Below are 20,425 nucleotides of genomic sequence, written 5' to 3' on the forward strand. Positions count from 1 at the left end.
CCCCGCCCCCCCCCCCCCCCCCCCCCCCCCCCCCCCCCCCCGCGCGCCCCCCCCCCCCCCCCCCCCCCCCGCCCCCCCGCCCCCCCCCCCCCCCCCCCCCCCCCCCCCCCCCCCCCCCCCGACACACATTCACCGCTGATCGGCGGGCATCGTCGGTAGTGTGGCGAGAATGATCGTGCAGATCACCGACGTCGACGAGCACATCACCACGTGGGTCGTCGACCACCGCACCGCGCCACTGACCGGTCTCGCGCACGTCGTCACTGTGTTCGGCAACACGATCACCCTCTGGATCGTCGCGACACTTGTCGTGATCGCGCTCGCCGCCCGCAAGCACGTGACCGAGGCCGTCTACGTCGGCGTGGGTTCGCTCCTCGGGGCGTCGTTGATGGTGATCCTCAAACACCTCGTCAGGCGTGAAAGACCTCCGCGCGACGACCGGCTCCTCCACATCGAGAGCTACTCGTTCCCCTCGGGCCACTCGATGATGACGATGGTTGTGTACGGACTCATCGCCGTCGCGGCGTATCGGGTGATCCCGTGGGTGCGCGCGCATCCGTGGTCGATGGCGCTAGCGCCGGTGATATCGATCCTGGTCGGACTGACCCGTATCTACCTCGGCGTCCACTGGACCACCGACGTCCTCGCCGGCTGGCTGTTCGGCGCCGTGTGGGTCGGGCTGTGCACCTGGGTGCTCTCGCTCTGGCTGTCCTCGCGCGGCCGATCCGACCGCCCCGTGGCCGAGCCGTCGGACCCCGCCTAGCCGGGCCGCTGGTCGAGCCCAACCGCCGCCGGTCGAGCCCAACCATCGCTGGTCGAGCTTGTCGAGACCACCAACCGCCGCTCGAGCCCAACCACCGCTGGTCGAGAGCCCCCGCCGCTGGTCGAGCTTGTCGAGACCACCCAACCGCCGCTCGAGCCCAACCACCGCTGGTCGAGCTTGTCGAGACCACCCCTACAGCGCGGCCAGGTACCCGCCGAGCCGATCGCCGACGACCAGCGCCGGCAGTGCGAACCGCAGCTGCGCCGTCGCGTACTCGTCGATCGTCAGCGCGGGCGCGAAGTGCCAGTGCTTCAGCGCCCACCCGTGCGCGAGCATCATCAGATCGAACACCGCGAGGTCGGCGTCGACGTCCGCCTTCATCGACCCGTTCTCGATGGCAGCAGTGATCGCCTCGCGCATCGGCGCCGACGTCTCCACCTCGAGCTGCTTGATCTGGTCCCGACCCTCGGCGTCGAGCGTCCGGCTCTCCCGATACGTCAGCACGACGGCATCGCGGTTCTCGTCGACGATCCGCGCGTACTGCCGGAAACCGGCGATGAGTTGTTCGACGGGGTCGTCGCCCGCGAGGTCCATCGCGGGTTGCAACTGATCGCGGAACTTCTCCAGGATGTCGACGATGGCGGCGAGGAGGATGTCCTCCTTCGACCCGAAATACTTGTAGAACAATCCGACGCTGACCTGCGCCTCGTCGGCAAGCGCCTGCATCGACATCTGGTGAAACCCGGTGCGCTCCATGACGGCCACGGCGGCGTCGAGCAACTGTCGTCGACGCGACGAGACCCGGACCGCGCGCACCGCATCTTCGACGGCCAGATCCGACGTCGAGCGTGCGGTTGCGGATTTCGCCACGAGTCCTCCTCCATCGAACGGTGAATCACCGTTCATCACTGTAGCCGCTCAGATGCCCAGATCCTTGGCGACGATGGTCTTCATGATCTCCGACGTCCCGCCGTAGATGGTCTGGATACGCGCGTCGACGAATGCTCGTGCCACCGGATACTCCCGCATGTAGCCGTAGCCGCCGTGCAGTTGCAGGCACCTGTCCGCGGTCCGGACCTGTAGTTCGGTTGCCCACCACTTCAGCCGCGCCGCCCGTGCCGCGCTCAGTTCTCCCCGGACGTGTTCTGCGATGCAGTCGTCTAGGAACGTCCGTGCGATGTCGAGTTCGGTTGCGAGCTCGGCCAGGACGAACTGGGTGTTCTGGAACGACGCGATCGGCGAACCGAACGCGGTGCGCTCCTTCACGTACTCCAGGGTGCGGGCGAAAACACCTTCGGCTGCCGCGATGGCGCCCACGGACAGTGAGAGCCGTTCCTGCGGAAGGTTTCTCACCAGTTGGTAGAAGCCCTCGCCCTCTTCGCCGAGACGGTTCGCCACCGGTACCCGCATGTCGTGAAAGGAGAGCTCGCTGGTGTCCTGTGCGTGCAGCCCGATTTTGTCGAGGTTGCGGCCACGCTCGAAACCCGTTGTGGCAGCGTCGACGACGAGCAGCGTGAGTCCCTTGTGCTTGTCCGGGCTCGTCCTCGTCGCGACGACGAACAGGTCGCCGTTTCGGCCGTTGGAGATGAACGTCTTCGACCCGTTGACCACGTAGTGATCGCCATCGCGCACCGCCGACGTGGTGATGCCGGTAAGGTCGCTGCCCGCCCCCGGCTCCGTCATCGCGATGCCGAGCACGGTCTCCCCGCTGACGACGCCTGGTAGCCAGCGCGCCTTCTGCTCGTCGGTGGTCAGCTCGGTGAGGTAGGGGAGGACGACGTCGTTCTGTAGTGAGAACGCGATCGCTTCGGCGGCCGCGCCGGTGCGTGCGATTTCGTCGATCAGGATTGCGTTGTACCGGAAGTCGTCGACGCCTGGCCCGTCGAACTGCTCGTCGACCTCGAATCCGATCAGCCCGTTCTTGCCCGCCTCGGTGAACAGGCTTCGGTCCCATTGGCCCGCGGTTTCCCAGTTCTCGTGCGAGGGAGTGATCTGCTCGGCGACGAATCGTGCTGCGGTGTCGCGGAATTGCTTGTGCTCGATGTCGTAGGTGAGTGCGCTCATGGGGAGTCTCCGTTCAGCGGAAGGCATTCTGGCCGGTGTAGGCCTGGCCGAGGACAAGTTGGTGCATCTCTGGGGTGCCCTCATAGGTGAGCACCGATTCGAGGTTCACCATGTGACGGATCACCGGATACTCCAGCGAGATACCGTTGCCGCCCAATATGGTTCGCGCCGTGCGACAGATCTCGATGGCCTCACGAGTGTTGTTGAGTTTGCCGAAGCTGACCTGGTCCGGACGCAGCCCGACCGAATCCTTCAGACGTCCGAGGTGGTACGCCAGTAACTGGCCCTTCTGCAGTTCGACGGCCATGTCGGCGAGCTTCGCCTGTGTCAGTTGGAATCCGGCGATCGGCTTGCCGAATTGTGTTCGCTGCGTGGCATACTCGAGCGCTGCCGCCCAGGCGGTGCGAGCCGCACCGATCGATCCCCAGATGATTCCGTACCTGGCCTCGGTGAGACTCGAGAGCGGACCCTTGATTCCCCTGCCCTTGTGCAGGTCGTCGTTTCCGGGCATCAGCGCATTCGCGGGCAACCGCACGTTGTCCATGACGATCTCACCGGTGGTCGACGCCCGGAGCGACGCCTTGTGCTTGATCTCCGGTGTGGAAACACCGGGAGTGTCGGTGGGCACGATGAAGCCCCGCACACCCACGCCACCGTCGGGGAGGTCGGTCTGCGCCCAGACGACGGCGACGTCGGCGATGGGGGCGTTGGTGATCCACATCTTGCGGCCGTCGAGAATCCAGTCGTCGCCGTCGCGCCTGGCGCGCGTCTTCATCGACGCCGGGTCTGATCCGGCGTCGGGCTCAGTGAGACCGAAACAGCCGACGGTGGTGCCTTCGGCCATGGACGGCAGCCACTGCGTCTTCTGTGCTTCGCTGCCGTTGTTGTAGATCGAGAACATTGCGAGTGAACCCTGCACCGAAACCATCGACCGGATGCCCGAATCGCAGGCCTCGAGTTCGAGACTGGCCAGGCCGTAATGCACCGACGACGCTCCGCCGCAACCGTATCCGTCGAGATGCATGCCGAGAACGCCGAGCTGACCGAATTGTTTGAACAGCTCGCGCGCGATCGGGATTCCGCCCTCCTCGAACCAGTCGGCGATGTACGGGGTCACGGCCTCGGCGAGAAATCCGCGGACCGAATCGCGAACGGCCAGTTCGTCGTCGGAGTATCCGAGATCGAGGTTGAGGGGGTCGAGGGCGGAGAACTTGGTGCTGGCGGTGGTGCTCATCGGTCGGCTCCGTTGGTGGTCGATGTTGTCAGTGGTGCGGGGGCGTCGAATTCGCCCGCCGACATCTCGGCGGCTGCGGATGTGGTTGCCCGGTAGTGGAGTTTCTTGCCGGTCGCGGAAACAGGGAGCGACTCGACGATGCGATAGGCGCGCGGACGTTTGAACTGCGAGAGCATCGGGTGCTCACGGCAGTAGCTGTCGAGTTCCTCCGGGGACGGGTGGGCGCCCTCGACAGGCACGATGTAGGCGACGACGAGCTGTCCCCACCGGTCGTCGGGAACCCCGACGACAAGCGAATCCGCCACTGCGGGATGGCCGTTCAGAGCCTCCTCGACCTGTACCGGATGCACATTCTCGCCGCCGGAGATGAGCATGTCGTCCTTGCGGCCGACGATCGTGACGAACTCGTCGACGTCCCAGGTGGCGAGATCGCCGATGTGCAGCCAGCTACCGTTGTACTTCGCCTTCTCCTGCTGGGGTGAATCGAAATACGCCGCAGCACATTTCGGTGAGCGGATGATCACTTCACCGACCTCGTCGCCGTCTCGTGCGACGACGTCGTCCGGGTCGGCCAGCTGCCCGTCGTCGCGGACGTGGACGACGCGCACGTCGTCGTCGAGGCAGGCGCGTCCGGCGGTTCCGGCGTGATCGGGCAGGTCCGTGGGACGCAGGAAGGTGTTCCAGAACCCCTCGGTGCTGCCGTATCCGTTGAAGATCCTGGGGGTGAGCACCTCCTGATAGAGCAGTGCGGCGTCGCGTTCGAGGGGAGCACCCATGGTGACGATGCCGTTCAGGCTGGACAGGTCTCGCGGACGACGTTGCTGCTCGGCAGCGAGCATCGCGAGGTTGGTCGGCGCACCGATGAGGAATGTCAGTCCGTAGCGCTCGACCCAGTCGAGTGTCGTCGCCGCGTCGAACACACGCATCGGTACCAGCGACGATCCGAGGTAGAACGTGGGATTGGGTCCGGCGCAATAGAGTCCACCGCGGTGGAACCACGGAGTCATGTTCAGCATGCGATCCTCCGGTGAGAGCGGGAAGTGCACGATCACGTCATGCGCCGAGAAGATCTCGATCGCGCTGTTCATCGGCACTGCTTTGGGCATGCCGGTGGTGCCGGACGTGTAGAGCCGGGTGGTCTCGTCGAACACGCCGCGGGTTGTCCGCGGTGCCGGAGCGTCGGCAGGCAGGTCGGTGAATCGGATCGATCGCGGGCCGTCGACGAGAGTGCCTGTGCCCACGCCGATCAGGACGTCCGGCGTATGCTCGGCGCGCTCGATTGCCGTGGACACCATGTCGGTGAGCTCGGTGTCGTAGATGTAGACCGACGGCCTGCTCACATCGAGGATGACCGCCGTCTCGCCTGCCGCCAACCGGAAGTTCATCGGTGACCCGACGGCGCCTACGGCCTGGGTGGCGAGGTAGAGCTGCGCGAACTCGGGTCCGTTGAACAATTGATATCCGACGACGTCGCCGTCGCCGACACCGTGGGCGGCGAGGCCTGCGGCCAACGAGTCCACTGCGGCGCCGAGCTCTGCGTACGTCCACTCGGTGTCGGTCGTCGGGTCGATCATCGCTGTGGTGTGCGCGTATCGGGAGACGTTGCGGCGGAAGCCGTTCAGATACGTGAACTCGTGCTCGAAGAACGAGCGGTACTGTGCTGCGTCGTATACGTACGGTGTTGCGGCGTCGTGACTGGCGGTGGTGCTCATGATGATCTCCAGTGACCTCGGGGTTGGCCTAGCCGGCCATCGTGAGTCCGCCGCTGACGCTGATCACCTGGCCGGTGATGAACGACGCCGCGGGGGAGGCGAAGAACAGGACGGGCGCTGCGACCTCGTCGGGACGGGCGAGTCGTCGGAACGGAATCGCTTTGACGAGAGCCTCTTTGAGCTTGTCGGGCTGAGCCTGGAACAACGGGGTGTCGGTGGGTCCGGGGCACACGGCGTTCACGGTGATCTGGTGACGCGCCATTTCTCGTGCCAGCGACTTGCTCAAGGCGATCACGCCGCCCTTGGCGCCCGCGTAGATGGATTCGCCTGCGCTGCCGACTCGTCCGGCGTCGGAGGCAAGGTTGATCACCCGACCGCCCTGCCAGCCTTCGGTTGTCGACGCCTCGACCATTCCCGGTAGAAAGGCGCTCGCCATGTGGACTGGTCCGAGGTAGTTGATCGCGACCACCTTCTCCGCGAATTCGGTGCTCGCATTGAGGAATTGGTCGGTGCGGTCCCATCCCGCGGCGTTGACGAGGATGTCGGCGACACCGACCTCGGTGTTGACGGCGTCTCGTAGCGCGTCGACAGTGGCCCGGTCGGCGACGTCGACGGACATCGGCACGATGGCGGCGTTCTGCTCAGCTGTACGCTTGGCGGCGTCGAGGTCGAGATCGGCCGCGACGACCGTGGTGCCCTGCTCGGCGAATGCGAGCGTGATGGCCTTACCGATACCCGATCCTGCGCCGGTGACGACGGCGATGCTGTTGCTGCTCATGGGTTTTGCTCCTGTGGTCTGTGGTTGCTGCGGTCAGGCGCCGACGTACTTGTTGAAATCGGGTGCGCGCTTCTCGGCGAAAGCCGTTGCGCCCTCAAGTCCCTCGGGGGAGTGGGTGAAGAGGTCCAGTGCGCTCATCGCGAGATTGGAGAGTCCGGCCTGATGGTCGGAGTCCGCGTTGAAGCTCTGCTTGAGGAAGCGCAGCGTCGTCGGCGACTTCTCCGCGATCTCGGCAGCGATCTTCTTGGCCTCGTCGAGCAAATCTGCCGCCGGGACAACCCAGTTCACCAGGCCCCAACGCTCAGCCGTGGCGGCGTCGTATTGGCGGCACAGGTACCAGATCTCGCGCGCCCGCTTCTCGCCGACGACCCGTGCCAGGTAGGCCGAGCCGAATCCGGCGTCGAATGAGCCGACCTTGGGGCCCGACTGGCCGAAGCGTGCGGTGTCTGCGGCGATGGTCAGGTCGCACAGCACATGCAGCACGTGTCCGCCGCCGATGGCCAGTCCGTTGACCGCCGCGATGACGGGCTTGGGGATGTCACGGATCACCTTGTGCAGGTTGCCGATCTCGAACATGCCCGACTCCGACGGCCCGTAGTCGCCGGTCTCTGCTCGCTGCTTGACGTCGCCGCCGGTGCAGAAGGCCTTCTCTCCCGCGCCGGTCAGGATCACGGCCTGCACGTTGCGGTCGGCCCAGGCACGTCGGAAGGCGTTGATCATCTCTTCGACGGTCTTGGCGCGAAATGCGTTGTAGCGCTGCGGGCGGTTCATCGTGATGACCGCCGTCGGGCCCTCCACGACGTACTCGATGTCTTCGTAGTCGGTGGTGCCGTAGCTCATGTCTGTGCTCCTTCGCGATGATGGTTGCCGAGACGGAGTGACTCGGACTTCATAGTGAATGAACGTACATTCACTCCATTCGACGTGTCAAGGGTCACAGCTGAGTAGATTGTCGTTCGCGCAGGTCAACGCCCGTCGACTGGGCGTTTCCTTACGTCGACTGGGCGCTTCCTGATGCCGACTGGGCGCTGCGTCACGCCGACCGGGCGCTGTCTAGTACGCGCTCCCGCTCAGCGGCGCGGCACGGTCGCACGGGACCGGGCGGGGGTGTGCGGGGTCGAGTGCGTTCAGGACGAAGTACGCGGCGCGACGCGAACCCGCGATGCCCGCGTGTTCGGTGAAGTCCACCGGGCAGCCGTCCTGGACGACGATGTTGCGCACGTTGGAGCCACCCGGCGGCAGACCGAGCGTGTACGGGACGACGGCCTCGTCGTAGCGGGTTGCGATGTTGGTGTAGCTGATCTCGGGGTAGTAGTAGCCGCCCGTAGCGATCTTGCGCATCACGTCCGAGCTGGGGTCGAGTTCGGCGCATCCCTGGCAGAGCGGAGTCTGTGCCGCCGAGATGCCGAGCTTGCGAACCGTCGGCAGGATCAGGTCGGCCCCGGCCACCGTCGAACCCCGCCACGCCGGGGCGATCGATACGTGCTTGTCGATCTTGCCCCGTCCGCCAAGGTATTTCGCGTAGTACGCGGGCACGACGGTGCCCTGCGAATGTCCGACGACGTCGACCTTGGATGCACCCGTCGCGGCGAGGACCTTGTCGACGAAACGCCCGAATTGTGCTGCGCTGTCTTCGATCAGTCCCATTCCGCCGACGGCAGGACCTGGCCACGGCAGCTCATCGAGTGCCCCGTAGGTGAGCGCGAAGACGCAGTAGCCCTCGTTCTTCAGCAGCGGAACGTATGTGCCCCAATTGGTTTGCTGCGATCCGCCCGTTCCGTGTGCGAGCACCACGGGGTAGGGATGTTTTGACGTCGGGCGGCAGGAGAAGTCGTTGGAGCCCGGGAGCGATCCGCCATGATTTGCCAACTCCGGCGCGATGCCCGAGAAGAAGTTGAACGTCACCGGTAGAGGAGCCGCCGACGCGGTGCCCGCAGTCGTCGTCCCGGCGAGCAAGCCGAGTGCCGCAGCGACCGCAACGAGTAGTGAGAAACCCCGAATCCGCATGAACACCTAACCTAGCAAGTGCTTGGTGCGCGCGGGTGGGTTGCGTCGAAAAGCGTGTCGTCGACGCCGCGCTGCTTGCTCGGAGGTCGGCGCTCAGTCGGTGGTTGTCGTTCAGTCCAGCCCGCGTTGCGCAGTCCGGTCGCCGCGTCGAGATGCCGCGCGCTGGAGGAGGAAGACGCCTGTGCCCGCTACGCCGACGGCGAGGCCGACGAGACACACGGCCAGCGTCCGACCGCCGCCCCAACCCGTGGCCCACACGACGATCGTCGCCACCAGCCACGCGACCATACCGACGACGATCACCGGCTCGGGTGCCCGCAGCGATTGCGGCAATTGGGGGATCTCGGGTTCATCGGCCACGGAGGACAGGGTAACTTCCCCCTTGTGACAAGCGATCCCTCGAGTGATCCGACACAGCCATCGAACGCCGACGCACAGTCGGCTGAACCGAGCGCCCAGTCGGCGCAACCGGACGCCCAGTCGGCGCAACCGAGCACCCAGTCGGCGCAACCGGACGCCCAGTCGACGGAACCGACGCGGAGGTTCGGGGCTGTTGACCGCTTCTTCAAGGTCAGCGAACGCGGTTCGACGCTGAACCGCGAGGTGCGCGGCGGTCTGGTGACCTTCTTCACGATGGCCTACATCGTGGTGCTCAATCCGATCATCATCGGCGGCATACCGGGCGAGTCCAAGAACGCCGACGTCCTCGGCAACGTGCTGCCCATCGCGCAGGTCGCGGCCGTCACCGCGCTCGTCGCGGGCGTCATGTCGATCATCTTCGGACTCGTTGCGAACTATCCCTTCGCCATCGCCACCGGTCTGGGCATCAACAGCCTGCTCGCGGTGACCATCGTCCCCGAGGTCACCTGGCCCGAGGCGATGGGGCTGGTCGTGGTCGACGGCATCATCATCGTCATCCTGGCGATCACCGGATTCCGCACCGCGGTGTTCAATGCTGTTCCCGCAGAACTGAAAGCAGCGATCGCAGCGGGTATCGGCTGCTTCGTGGCGTTCATCGGATTCGTCGACGCCGGGTTCGTCCGCCGCATCCCCGACGCCGCGGGCACCACCACGCCGGTCCAGCTCGGCTTCGGTAACTCGATCACCACGGTGCCGACGCTCGTCTTCGTGATCGGCGTCCTGCTCATGGGCGCGTTGATGGTGATGAAGGTGCCGGGTGGTCTGCTCCTCGGCATCATCATCACGACGATCATCTCGATCATCCTGGAGTCGACGCTGCATCTCGGCTCGGGCGCGCAGAAGCAGGGCGGCTGGTCGCTGTCGGTGCCGAAGATCCCCGACTCGGCAGGTGGACTGCCCGATCTGAGTCTCGTCGGCAACGTCGACCTCTTCGGTGCCTTCACTCGAATCGGCGTGCTTGCGGCGTGTGTGTTCGTCTTCGCGCTGGTGCTGTCGAACTTCTTCGACGCGATGGGCACGATGACCGGCCTCGGCCGCGAGGCCGGACTCGCCGACGACAAGGGCAATCTGCCCGGCGTTGGTAAGGCGCTGGTCGTCGAGGGCACCGGTGCGATCGTGGGCGGTGTGGCGTCGTCGTCGTCGAACACGGTCTTCGTCGAGTCGGCGTCGGGCATCGCCGAAGGTGCCCGAACGGGCCTGGCCAACATCGTGACCGGTGGACTGTTCATCGTGGCGATGTTCCTGACGCCGCTGTACGAGGTCATCCCGTCCGAGGCCGTCGCGCCTGCACTGGTCATCGTCGGTGCGCTGATGATGGGTCAGGTGACCCGCATCGACTTCACGAAGTTCGAGTACGCCCTCCCGGTGTTCCTGACGATCGTCACCATGCCGTTCACCTACTCGATCGCCAACGGCATCGGCGTCGGATTCATCAGTTGGGTGGTGATGGCCGCAGCGGCGGGCAAGGCGCGCAAGGTGCACCCGTTGATGTGGGCGATCGCGATCGTCTTCGCTCTCTACTTCGCGCGCGAACCCATCTCCAACCTGATCAGTTGACCACAAAACCGGGCAATTCGACCCAATGTCGTCCGTTCGAGTTGTGAAAACGGCCGGTCAGTACTGCAAATGCTGTGCGGCAAACTAATGTAAGGTCCGTGAGTACACCGACCGACGACGGTTTATCGGGTGCCCTGGCGCTAGCGATTGTGCGCTTGGCGCGGCGACTTCGCCTTCGTAGACAGAACCAACTCGTATCTTTGACCCAGTTGTCGGCATTGTCGACGCTGCACATCGAGGGCGCGATGACGCCCGGCGCGCTGGCGGCCGCAGAGCGCGTCAAGCCGCCGTCGATGACGCGCGTGCTGGCATCGCTGTCCGATCTCGGCATGATCGAGCGCGCGCCGCACCCCACCGACGGGCGTCAGGCCATCGTGACGCTGGCTCCCGCGGGCGAGGAGGTCATCGTCGCCGAGCACGCCGCTCGACGCGCCTGGCTCTCCGATCAGATCGACGCACTGACCGACGACGAGCGCGCAACCCTCCGCAGCGCCCTGCCGGTCCTCGCCAAACTGATCAGCGAAACCGACGAGCCCACCTGAGCAGCGCCCCGCCGATCGAGCCAACCCCGACGCCGGTCGAGCGCCTCGACGCTGATCGAACCAACCCCCGACGCTGATCGAGCTGCCCACCGCTGATCGAGCTTGTCGAGATCACCCGCCGGTCGAGCGCCCGCCCCGCTGATCGAGCTGCCCACCGCTGATCGAGCCTGTCGAGATCAGAAAAACGTCCCCGAGAACGGTGCGCGGTCGGCGGCGAACGCCTGGGTCAGCGCGTGCAGCGTGTCGTCGGAGTCTGTCCACAGGCGTCCCGCGCTCGCGAACAGCGACGGCTGCACCCCGCCGAGGAACAAACTCGACAGCACCGAAATGTCCATGCGCACAGTCGGATTCGACGTCGACGGCGCGACGATCGCGCCACCGTTCCGCACCGATACGTCGAAGACTCCCGCGCGCTCCCGGTACCCGTCGGTGACCTCGAGGACGATGTCGAGGTCTGCGGAGTACGTGCGTGCGCCGAGCGCGGCGGCGACGTCGAGGATCGCCACCCACATCTTGTCGGAGCGTCCGGTGACCGGAGCCGAGCGCAGGTCGGTGAGCTTGGCACGCAGCGGATCGTCGACCGGGATCGACGCCGTCAGTGACGGCACCAGGTCGAGTCCGAGCAGCACCCGCCACAGCTCGGTGTGTGCGTCGTCGGTGATCGCGAACAGTTCCTCCACCTCGCCGCGCACCTGGCCGGCAGAGCTCTTGTGGATGCGGTAGCTCGCATAGCCGTCGGGGTGCAGCAGGTAGTGCAGGCCGCTGGCGGCCGGGGGACGCTCCGACGGTCGGTCGGCGAGGATCGGAGCCCACCACTGCGGTGTCCGCGCGAGCGCGCCCGGGCGTGTGCGCGCCCACCGTGCGTGAATGTCGGGGATCGTCGCGGCGACCTGCTCGGGGGTGCCGAAGTAGACCTCGGGGTGATCGGGCGCCTCGGCGCGCAGCGTCGGTTGTCCGGGGGTCACCTCGACGCTCTCGGCGAAGCATGCCGGGCCGAACCCGAACCGCTCGTAGATGGTCCCCTCCGACGCGGTGAGGATCGCGAACGCGAAACCCTCGCTCTCCCACTGAGAGAACAGCTCGGTGATCATCCGACGCAGAATTCCTCGTCGACGATGCGTCGACGCGACCGACACCCAGGACAGGCCGGCCGCGGGAACCTGTGCACCACCGGGGACCGTCATCTGCATCCGGTAGAACATCGACACCCCGACGAGTGGACGGTCGTCGTGCCAGGAGTCTCGGACCAGCACGACGTCGTCGTCGGAGACCTTCCCGCGGAGATCGGTGCGCTCGTCGTCGGAAATGGGATTTCGCATGGCGAACGCGCGAGCATCCGTGGTGATGATCTCGTTCCAATCGGCGTCGGTGGCCCGTCCGAGGTCGAGTGTGTTGTTGCGATTGTCCGGTGATCTCACTCCTCAACCGTGTCACATGGGTGGGCGTGAGAAACAATTCGGACTGCTTACGGCAGACTGGACCGCGTGTCCGAGCCTGTATCAGCCCCACCTCTGGCGGTCGACGTCATCGACATCGACGACCCCACCGACCTGCGCGTCGACGACTTCCGCGACCTCAACTCCGTCGACCGCCGCCCCGACCTGCCGACGCTGCCGGGCGGCCGACCGGGCAAGGGGCTCGTGATCGCCGAGGGCGTGCTGGTGGCTCAACGCATGATCGCGTCGCGGTTCACCCCGCACGCCTTTCTGGGCGTTGACAAGCGACTCAACGAGCTGTCCGACGACCTGCGGAACCCGAGCCTGTCCGGGGTGCCGTTCTATCGCGCGAGCGCCGAGGTGATGGCCGAGATCGTCGGATTCCATCTCAACAGGGGAGTGCTGGGCGTGGCGCGCAGACCAGCCGCATTGGAGGTCGACGACGCGCTCGCGAACGCCAGGACCATCGCCGTGCTCGAGGGCGTCAACGACCACGAGAACATCGGCAGCATCTTCCGCAACGCGGCGGGCCTCGGCGTCGACGCCGTCCTGTTCGGTGCCGGCTGCGCCGATCCGCTGTATCGACGCTGCGTGCGCGTGTCGATGGGTCACGCGCTTCTCGTGCCGCACGCTCGCTTCGACGACTGGCGCGGCGCGCTCGACCTCCTCGCCGATCACGGCTTCACGACGGTGGCGCTCACCCCGCGCGAGTCCGCGGTCCCGCTCGCCGACGCGGTCTCCGCCGACAAGGTGGCCGTACTCGTCGGAGCCGAGGGCCCCGGTCTCAGCGAGACCGCCATCCGGGGCTCCCACGTCGCGGCACGCATTCCGATGAGCCGGGGCACGGATTCGCTCAACGTCGCGACCGCAGCGGCGATCGCCTTTTACGAGCGTGTCCGATCAGGGACGATAGATCGGTGAGCCTCGCCGAGTTCGACGACCCGACCGCGTCGGCACTGTCATCGGTGGGAATGGACCGCGGCGAACCGACGCCATGGGCGAGCGGACTGTTCGTCGCGACGACGTGTGCGATCTACTGTTCGCTGCTGCTCGTCGGCCTCTACACGCTCGTCGCCGACATCACGCCGTGGTCGGCGGCAGCTCGCTGGATCGGAGTCGCCGTGGCGATCCTCGTCGCTGGAGGACTCGGCTGGACACTCTGGCCACTACGCGACCGACCCGTGTGGCGGTGGATCGTGTGGGGCTCGATGATCGGCTTTCTCGCCGGAGTTGGGTCGTCGATCGCCCTGGCGTTCCTGAACCCCTGAGCTGGACTTCTGACCTGGACTTCTGGTCGGCCAGACTGTCGTGCTCGAGCCTATGTATCGGCGCCGAAGCCGAAGTACCGCGCGACGCGGCGCGTCCAGCCGGCCGACTCGTCGACGTACTCGCCGTCCGCGGGTAGCCCTGCTTCGACATCCCCTGCCCCGCCGACACCATTCGACGACACCGACGGAACCGGCGCGGTGACAGCGTCCTCGACGGCCGCGACTCCCGGTGCGTCACGCGGCCCGAAGTCGAGCGCTCCCGGCCGACTCGCCCCAGGCTCGACCACCCCGGGCTCGATCACATCAGCCTCGACCACATCAGGCTCGACGACCTCGGCCTCGACCACGGGTTCGTCCTGCCCCTCGGCCCCCGCTCCCTCGGCCACAACCCCCTCGGCCACCGGCGCCGGAGCGATCGGTTCGGCGATCGGGATGCCGACGGCGGGCGTGTCCGCGGGAGTCGGAGCAGGCGGCTCAGGCGGAGAGTCGACGACGGGCCGCGGTTCCGGCGCGCGCTCGGCCTGCAGTGCCTGTTCGCGCGCGCTCGCCGCGGCTGCGGTTGCAGCAGCGGTGGCCGCAGCGGCCGTGGTGCTGGCCTCGCGGTAGCGCTCGTCGTCGGCCTCGGTCGGTTCGTAGTCTGCGGGCCGGATGGCGAATCCGGTGACGGGAATCGTCAATGGCTCCAGGTCGCTCGGTGCTAGCGGCCGGGTGAAGCGGAATCCCAACCACTCGCGGTTGCCCTGCTCGGCGAGCTGCTGCGGATGGAACGGCAACGCCAGCGGATCGGGTGCGACACCCGGGGCATACCGAAGCGGATGCTCACCTCCCCAGAACGGCTTCTCGAACGGGTACGGCAGGCCGTCGTCTTCGATGATGCTGACGGGATCGGCGGCAAACGAGCGTCGAAGCGTTCCGCCTTCCCACCGGGCGAAAACGCCTGTCGCAGAATCGGGTTCGGTGTAGAGCAGTACTGCCGCGGCGCTCTCGGGAATCGACGCCGCGGTGCGGATGGTCTCGACGGTGCGCGTCAACGTCGACGGCTTCGACGTCGCGAACAGCGAACACGACACCACGGTCAGCGGACCGTAGAAACCCGCGTATACCTGCGAGTCGTCGGAGTCCATCGCCGCGGCGAGGTTGGTGTCGACGGACGGGACGAGGACGCTGTCGCCATAGATTGCCGACGCCAGCTTCTTGGCCGCGTCGACGTCGTTGGTGACGCCGGATCGGAGAACGTCGACGGGAGTGTCGGTGTCGATGAACCACAGAGTGACTGCGCGTGCGGACATGGAGGCCGGTGCTCAGCTGTTCCCGTTGCTGCGCACGCCGAGCAGCACGTCTTCCCAGGCGGGCACTGCAGGCTTGCGTGACTTGCGACGACGATGCTCGGTCGGCTTGTCGTCGGTGGTCGACGTCGACGTGTCCGAGCCTGTCGGTGCGTCCTGAGTGCCGCGATCGGTGTCCGTGGCCGGAGCTTCGTCGACGACGGTCGGCTCCTGCGCGGCGTCGTCGTCGATCCCGAAGTCGAGAGTGTAGGTGTCGTGCTCCACCCGCACCTCGACGTGCCGCGAGCGCTGAGCCCCGATCAACGCGTTGGCGTCGAAGGTGACTTCCTCGTGGTCGTCGTCGGCGGGCGTGATCGTCGGCGTGCTCACCGGGATGAGTCGACGTCGCGGTTCGATCGTCTCGGGGTGGATGAGCTCCTCGGCGAGATCGTCGAGCGGAACTGCGGTTCCGCCGTGCGAGCCGGGAGAAAAGCGCCAGTGCGCATGATGCTCGGTGTGCCCGACCTGCCAGTTGACCTGAACGACCCACTGTCCGTCGTCGCCCTTCCAGGCGTCCCAGGTCGCTTCGTTGGGGTTCTGGCCGTACGCGGCGAGTCCCTCGGTCACCGTGTCGCCGAGCGTCTCGGTCGACGGTCCGTCGTGGCGGATGGGGTGGGCGAGTGCGCCGAGTTCGGTCGCGCGCTGACGTTCGAGCAGCACCGGGTGGGCGAAGCGCTCGATCTTGTCCTTCGGCACTCCGGCGACTGCCGCGACCTCCTCGACACTCGCGCCCGCACGGATGCGGGACTGGATTTCTCGGGGGCGCAGCGACGATTCCATTTCAATCTCGATCTGTCCGAGGCGGGAGAGGTCACCGCGGGCGGCCGCGCGGAGCCGCTCGTCGGCGTCGAGCTTGAAACGCTCACCGGATTCGGTGTCCTGGCAGATGACATGCGAGCCGTCGACGTCGACGCCGACGACCCGAAGTTCACGCATCATCTGCTCCTCCTCTGGTGGCCATGAGTGCGGGCATTGTCGTCAGGTTAGACCACAGACACGCGTGGGACGGTCGGGACACGCGGCAAATCCGCAGGTCGCACCCAAACGTGCGGCCCTGCAAGCGCCAGACGCGGCCCGAACGTGCAAACGCGGTCGGTGTACCAACCGCGTCTGCCAACTCGAGCCGCGTCTGTGCGGAAAACGTCAGAGCTTGCCGACGACGTAGTCGATCGCGGCGGTCAGGGTGCTGACATCGTCGGGCTCGATCGCCGGGAACATGCCGATGCGGAGCTGGTTGCGCCCGAGCTTGCGGTACGGCTCGGTGTCGACGATCCCGTTGGCGCGCAGCACCTTTGCGACCTGCGCGGCGTCGACGTCGTCGGTGAAGTCGATCGTTCCGACGACCTGGCTGCGCAGCGCCGGGTCGGCGACGAACGATGTCGCGAACTCGCTGGCCTCGGCCCACGAGTACAGGCGCGAGCTGGAGTCGGCCGTACGCGCGACGCACCAGTCGAGTCCGCCGTTGCCCAGCATCCACTGGATCTGGTTGTCGAATAGCAGCAGCGTCGCGAGTGCAGGCGTGTTGTACGTCTGGTTCTTCGCGCTGTTGTCGACGGCCGTCGGCAGCGACAGGAACTCCGGGCACCAGCGATCGGTGTGGGCGATCTGGTCGATGCGCTCGAGGGCAGCGGGACTCATCACCGCGATCCACAGGCCGCCGTCGGAGGCGAAGCACTTCTGCGGTGCGAAGTAGTAGACGTCGGTGTCGGCGATGTCGACCGGCAGGCCGCCTGCGCCCGACGTGGCGTCGATGGCGATCAGCGCGTCGTCGGAGCCCGCGGGACGGACGACGGGCACAGCAACACCGGTCGACGTCTCGTTGTGGGCCCACCCGATGAGGTCGACGCCGCCGAAGTCGTCGACGGTCAGAGCCGCCGGATCCGGTGCGGTTCCCGGATCGGTGGAGATCACCGCGGGGGAGTCGAGGAACGGCGCCTTCTTGGCGACCGTCGCGAACTTGGAGCTGAACTCGCCGTAGGTCAGGTGCAGCGAACGCTGCTTGATCAGGCCGAACGCCGCCGCATCCCAGAACGCAGTGGTGCCGCCGTTGGAGAGCACCACCTCGTAGCCCTCGGGCAGCGAGAACAGGTCGGCGAGACCCGCGCGGATCGAGCCGACGACGTTCTTCACCGGCGCCTGGCGGTGGGAGGTGCCAATCACCGACGCTCCGATGTCGACCAGAGACTGCAGTTGCTCGGGGCGCACCTTCGACGGTCCGCAGCCGAACCGGCCGTCGGAGGGCAGCAGCTCTGCGGGGATGGTGATGGATTCGATGGCGACGTCGCTCATGCCCGCAATTCTAGGGATGTGGTGCCGACCACTGCGTTCCGCCCCTCCCCGCGCGCTTACAACCCCGGTTTGACGACGTCGCCCCACCCCTCGACGTCCTCGGGTCGACGCGGCGCGGGACCGGTGTAGAGCGCCGCGGGGCGGACAAGCTTGCCGAGCTGCTTCTGCTCGAGAATGTGTGCGCACCAGCCGGCGGTGCGCCCGCAGGTGAACATCGCCGGCATCATGTGGGGTGGTACCTCGGCGAAGTCGAGGATGACTGCCGCCCAGAATTCGACGTTGGTTTCGATGGCCCGGTCCGGGCGTCGCTCGCGCAGTTCGGTCAGCGCGGCCTGCTCGAGTGCGGCGGCCACCTCATAGCGCGGGACGTCGAGTTCCGATGCGGTGCGGCGCAATACGCGTGCTCGCGGGTCCTCGGCTCGGTACACGCGGTGCCCGAAGCCCATCAGCTTCTCTTTGCGGTCGAGGATTCCCCTGACCAAACCTCTTGCGTCACCGGTCTTTTCGACCTCTTCGATCATCGGCAACACCCGCGCCGGTGCGCCGCCGTGTAGCGGTCCCGACATCGCTCCGATGGCTCCCGAGAGCGACGCCGCGACGTCGGCTCCGGTGGACGCGATCACCCGCGCAGTGAAGGTCGATGCGTTGAGTCCATGCTCGGCTGCACTCACCCAGTAGGCGTCGATCGCCGCGATGTGTTTCGGGTCGGGTTCGCCCTTCCACCGCGTCATGAATCGGGCGGTGACGGTCGGGCATTCGTCGATAATCCGTTGCGGCACTGCGGGTTGGTGGATGCCGCGTGCCGATTGCGCGACGTACGAGAGCGCCATCACCGACGCGCGCGCGAGGTTGGCGCGTGCGGTGGCGTCGTCGATGTCGAGCAGTGGCTGGTAGCCCCAGATGGGGGCGAGCATGGCCAGCGCGGCCTGCACGTCGACGCGGACATCGCCGGTGTGGATGGGCAGCGGGAATGGTTCTGCGGGCGGTAGTCCGTCGCCGAACCGGCCGTCGACGAGTAGGGCCCATACATCGGCGAAGGTGACGGCGTTCTCGACCAGATCCTCGATGTCGACCCCGCGATAGCGCAGGTTACCGCCGTTCTTGTCCGGTTCGGCGATCTCGGTCGTGAAGGCGACGACGCCCTCGAGTCCCGGTACGAAGTCGTCGGGAATGCTGTTCGCCACAGGGGCCACCTCTCTCCACGCAACACCGTGGGAAGTGCGTGGCGCGGGGCTGCGGCGCCACCCCAGCACTCTAGGTCACTCCATCAGGTGCGGCACAGCGGGACGCCTCTCCCAATGGGCGGTGACGGGTCGGGTCGGGGAGTACCGTCGGCGTCGTGGACAACGACCCCATCGACCTGCCCGGTATGCGCGTCGGTTACGGCGGCGGCATCCCACCCAACGTCGGCGACGGCGATCGAGCGGCTGGCGCAGACGGGGTGCGGGACAATCTCGATCCGAGCTGGCTCGACGGTGAGCCGCCGTGGCTCGAACTGTTCATTGTGTGGTTGCGCGAAGCCGTTGCCGCGCGCATCCCCGAACCCAACGCGATGGTGCTCGGAACAGTCGACGTGAACGGACTTCCGGCCACACGGACCGTGCTGTGCAAGGGAGTCGACGCCGGGGGCGTCGTGTTCTTCACCGGGTACGAGTCTGACAAGGGGCACGACCTCGCCGCCAACCCTTTTGCCGCCGTGACGTTTCCATGGATCGCATTGGAACGACAGGTTCACTTTCGCGGGCCTGTGACCAAGGTCAGCGACGCCGAGACGCAGGCGTATTGGAACAACCGCCCGCGCGGCTCTCAATTGTCGGGTTACGCGTCGGAACAGTCACGCGAGATCGGTAGCCGTGCCGAGCTCGAAGCCAAGGCGGCGTCGGTCGCCGAGCAGTTCGGCGGATTCGACGACGGCGATCCAGTACCCACGCCGTCGAATTGGGGTGGGTACCGAATCGAACCGGTCTTCGTCGAGTTCTGGCAGGGCCGAGCCAACCGACTGCACAACCGGGTGCGGTTGACCATGATCGACGGTTGCTGGCGGTCGGCTCGGTTGCAGCCGTAGAGCTTTCGCCAAGGTCACAGGGGCGGGAGCCAAGCGGGCGGTACGACAAGACCCATCTGCCGGTCCACAGGGGACCGTGTTTTCGTGACCAAGTTCTTCGCATGCGTTAAGCTTCGCGGCAGCATGTTCGGGGAGTGGTTGCGACAGTTGGGGAGGGCTGGTTGAGCGAGAGCGATCTCGAGCAGTGGTTTGCCGACCTCCCGCCGTGGCCTACCTCGGGTACGACTCCGATGCACGAACTCGCGCGCGAGTCGTCGAGTGTATTGGTGGCCTCGAAAGTCGCCGGTTCGGATACCGCTTCGTCGAGCGAGGAATCCGGGTCAGCCTCTCCCTCGCAGGAGCTCGACGCCTTCCTCACCTCCCAGGCCGAACGCTTGCGCGAGGACACTCGCCAGAAGCGAGAGAACGCGGCAGGTCCGCGCACCTGGCACAAGAGGCGAGGAACACTCGTCGGCGCGGGGGCAGGGATCCTCGTAATCGCGGTGATCGCAACTGTTCTCGGTGTCGCTCTGTCGGGGTCCGACGAACGCGAGTCGACCACTGCGCGGCCGTCGCCAGTCGGTCCGACAGAAAGCACCACTGCGTCTATCACATGCCCTGCCAGCGTGAATGGCGCCGTGACCACGGGAGCTGGTGCGGGAGACCAGAGTTCGGGCCCCAACGTGATCAAGGCGTTCAACTATGCGTATTACGTCGACAAAAGCGCTCAGAAAGCCAAAGCTGTGACGACGCCGAACGCGGTCGCTGCTGTCGATGTCATGCAGAAGTTCATCGACCAACGCGGCGTCGGCACCAGTCACTGCCTCTCGATCACTGATCAAGGGAACAACACCTATGGTGTGACGCTCACCGAGACTCCGCCGAATGGCGGGGCGCCGATCGTCTACCAGCAGACCATCAGTACTGTGCAGGCCGGTGGCAAGTACTGGATCACGTCGATCAAGTCTGAAAACTGATTTTCAACG

20 protein-coding genes are annotated in these 20,425 nt (G+C 66.3%); 7 read left to right on the plus strand and 13 right to left on the minus strand.

Annotation, left to right across the window (positions count from 1 at the left end; all coding sequences use genetic code 11):
- Positions 1–169 precede the first annotated feature (169 nt).
- A complete protein-coding gene (locus tag A5766_RS08420) occupies positions 170–763 on the plus strand; it encodes a phosphatase PAP2 family protein (RefSeq protein WP_005206651.1) in 594 nt (197 codons plus the stop codon).
- Between the two features lie 192 nt (positions 764–955).
- Here the strand turns inward: A5766_RS08420 and A5766_RS08425 are convergent, their stop codons facing one another.
- The 8 genes from A5766_RS08425 to A5766_RS08460 all read right to left on the minus strand — a co-directional run bounded on the left by A5766_RS08425 (position 956) and on the right by A5766_RS08460 (position 8,918).
- Positions 956–1,633: a TetR/AcrR family transcriptional regulator gene (locus A5766_RS08425; protein WP_005206650.1), complete on the minus strand. Its 678-nt coding sequence runs from the start codon at positions 1,631–1,633 to the stop codon at positions 956–958.
- Between the two features lie 48 nt (positions 1,634–1,681).
- The gene (locus A5766_RS08430; RefSeq protein ID WP_005206649.1) at positions 1,682–2,827 is read right to left on the minus strand and encodes an acyl-CoA dehydrogenase family protein; all 1,146 of its coding nucleotides are present in this window, start codon (positions 2,825–2,827) and stop codon (positions 1,682–1,684) included.
- A 13-nt stretch (positions 2,828–2,840) separates the two neighbouring features.
- On the minus strand, positions 2,841–4,061 hold the full coding sequence (locus A5766_RS08435; RefSeq protein WP_005206648.1) for an acyl-CoA dehydrogenase family protein: 1,221 nt from the start codon (positions 4,059–4,061) through the stop codon (positions 2,841–2,843).
- Positions 4,058–5,773: a class I adenylate-forming enzyme family protein gene (locus A5766_RS08440; RefSeq protein ID WP_064904241.1), complete on the minus strand. Its 1,716-nt coding sequence runs from the start codon at positions 5,771–5,773 to the stop codon at positions 4,058–4,060. Before A5766_RS08440 ends, A5766_RS08435 begins: the two co-directional genes overlap by 4 nt.
- Positions 5,774–5,801: 28 nt before the next feature.
- On the minus strand, positions 5,802–6,551 hold the full coding sequence (locus A5766_RS08445; RefSeq protein WP_064904243.1) for an SDR family NAD(P)-dependent oxidoreductase: 750 nt from the start codon (positions 6,549–6,551) through the stop codon (positions 5,802–5,804).
- A gap of 33 nt (positions 6,552–6,584) precedes the next feature.
- A complete protein-coding gene (locus A5766_RS08450; RefSeq protein ID WP_064861400.1) occupies positions 6,585–7,391 on the minus strand; it encodes an enoyl-CoA hydratase-related protein in 807 nt (268 codons plus the stop codon).
- A gap of 213 nt (positions 7,392–7,604) precedes the next feature.
- Positions 7,605–8,558 carry an esterase/lipase family protein gene (locus A5766_RS08455; protein ID WP_064904246.1) on the minus strand — a complete coding sequence of 318 codons (954 nt, stop codon included), beginning with the start codon at positions 8,556–8,558 and terminating at the stop codon, positions 7,605–7,607.
- A gap of 111 nt (positions 8,559–8,669) precedes the next feature.
- Complete coding sequence (locus A5766_RS08460; protein WP_005206643.1) at positions 8,670–8,918, minus strand: DUF2530 domain-containing protein; 249 nt, start codon at positions 8,916–8,918, stop codon at positions 8,670–8,672.
- Between the two features lie 24 nt (positions 8,919–8,942).
- Here A5766_RS08460 and A5766_RS08465 point away from each other — a divergent pair, with 24 nt between their 5' ends.
- Positions 8,943–10,535 carry an NCS2 family permease gene (locus A5766_RS08465; protein WP_064904248.1) on the plus strand — a complete coding sequence of 531 codons (1,593 nt, stop codon included), beginning with the start codon at positions 8,943–8,945 and terminating at the stop codon, positions 10,533–10,535.
- Positions 10,536–10,633: 98 nt separating this feature from the next.
- Positions 10,634–11,077 carry a MarR family winged helix-turn-helix transcriptional regulator gene (locus A5766_RS08470; protein WP_005206641.1) on the plus strand — a complete coding sequence of 148 codons (444 nt, stop codon included), beginning with the start codon at positions 10,634–10,636 and terminating at the stop codon, positions 11,075–11,077.
- Between the two features lie 176 nt (positions 11,078–11,253).
- Here the strand turns inward: A5766_RS08470 and A5766_RS08475 are convergent, their stop codons facing one another.
- Positions 11,254–12,495 (minus strand): GNAT family N-acetyltransferase, encoded by a 1,242-nt coding sequence (locus A5766_RS08475; protein WP_005206640.1) that lies wholly within the window; start codon positions 12,493–12,495, stop codon positions 11,254–11,256.
- A 66-nt stretch (positions 12,496–12,561) separates the two neighbouring features.
- On the opposite strand from A5766_RS08475, the gene A5766_RS08480 reads away from it, so the two are divergent.
- The gene (locus A5766_RS08480) at positions 12,562–13,434 is read left to right on the plus strand and encodes a TrmH family RNA methyltransferase (RefSeq protein ID WP_005206639.1); all 873 of its coding nucleotides are present in this window, start codon (positions 12,562–12,564) and stop codon (positions 13,432–13,434) included.
- Positions 13,431–13,781, plus strand: coding sequence for a DUF2537 domain-containing protein (locus A5766_RS08485; protein WP_005206638.1), 351 nt, complete (start codon positions 13,431–13,433; stop codon positions 13,779–13,781). Before A5766_RS08480 ends, A5766_RS08485 begins: the two co-directional genes overlap by 4 nt.
- 50 nt (positions 13,782–13,831) lie before the next feature.
- On the opposite strand, the gene A5766_RS25520 is transcribed toward A5766_RS08485, so the two are convergent.
- From A5766_RS25520 to A5766_RS08505, 4 genes are all read right to left on the minus strand, one after another.
- Complete coding sequence (locus A5766_RS25520) at positions 13,832–15,070, minus strand: DUF6928 family protein (RefSeq protein WP_005206637.1); 1,239 nt, start codon at positions 15,068–15,070, stop codon at positions 13,832–13,834.
- A 12-nt stretch (positions 15,071–15,082) separates the two neighbouring features.
- Positions 15,083–16,042 carry a septation protein SepH gene (gene sepH / locus A5766_RS08495; RefSeq protein WP_039855935.1) on the minus strand — a complete coding sequence of 320 codons (960 nt, stop codon included), beginning with the start codon at positions 16,040–16,042 and terminating at the stop codon, positions 15,083–15,085.
- Between the two features lie 207 nt (positions 16,043–16,249).
- Positions 16,250–17,395: a phosphoserine transaminase gene (serC, locus tag A5766_RS08500; RefSeq protein ID WP_005206635.1), complete on the minus strand. Its 1,146-nt coding sequence runs from the start codon at positions 17,393–17,395 to the stop codon at positions 16,250–16,252.
- A 56-nt stretch (positions 17,396–17,451) separates the two neighbouring features.
- Entirely contained in the window at positions 17,452–18,579 is a 1,128-nt protein-coding gene (locus A5766_RS08505) for a citrate synthase 2 (RefSeq protein WP_005206634.1), read from the minus strand.
- Between the two features lie 185 nt (positions 18,580–18,764).
- Between A5766_RS08505 and pdxH the strand changes: the two genes are divergently transcribed.
- Positions 18,765–19,460, plus strand: a complete 696-nt coding sequence (gene pdxH, locus A5766_RS08510) for a pyridoxamine 5'-phosphate oxidase (protein WP_051993886.1) — start codon at positions 18,765–18,767, stop codon at positions 19,458–19,460.
- Positions 19,461–19,621: 161 nt separating this feature from the next.
- Positions 19,622–20,416 (plus strand): hypothetical protein, encoded by a 795-nt coding sequence (locus tag A5766_RS08515; protein ID WP_039855928.1) that lies wholly within the window; start codon positions 19,622–19,624, stop codon positions 20,414–20,416.
- Positions 20,417–20,425 lie beyond the last annotated feature (9 nt).

The organism is Gordonia sp. 852002-51296_SCH5728562-b, assembly GCF_001665475.1.
GTDB classification, from domain to species: domain Bacteria; phylum Actinomycetota; class Actinomycetes; order Mycobacteriales; family Mycobacteriaceae; genus Gordonia; species Gordonia sputi.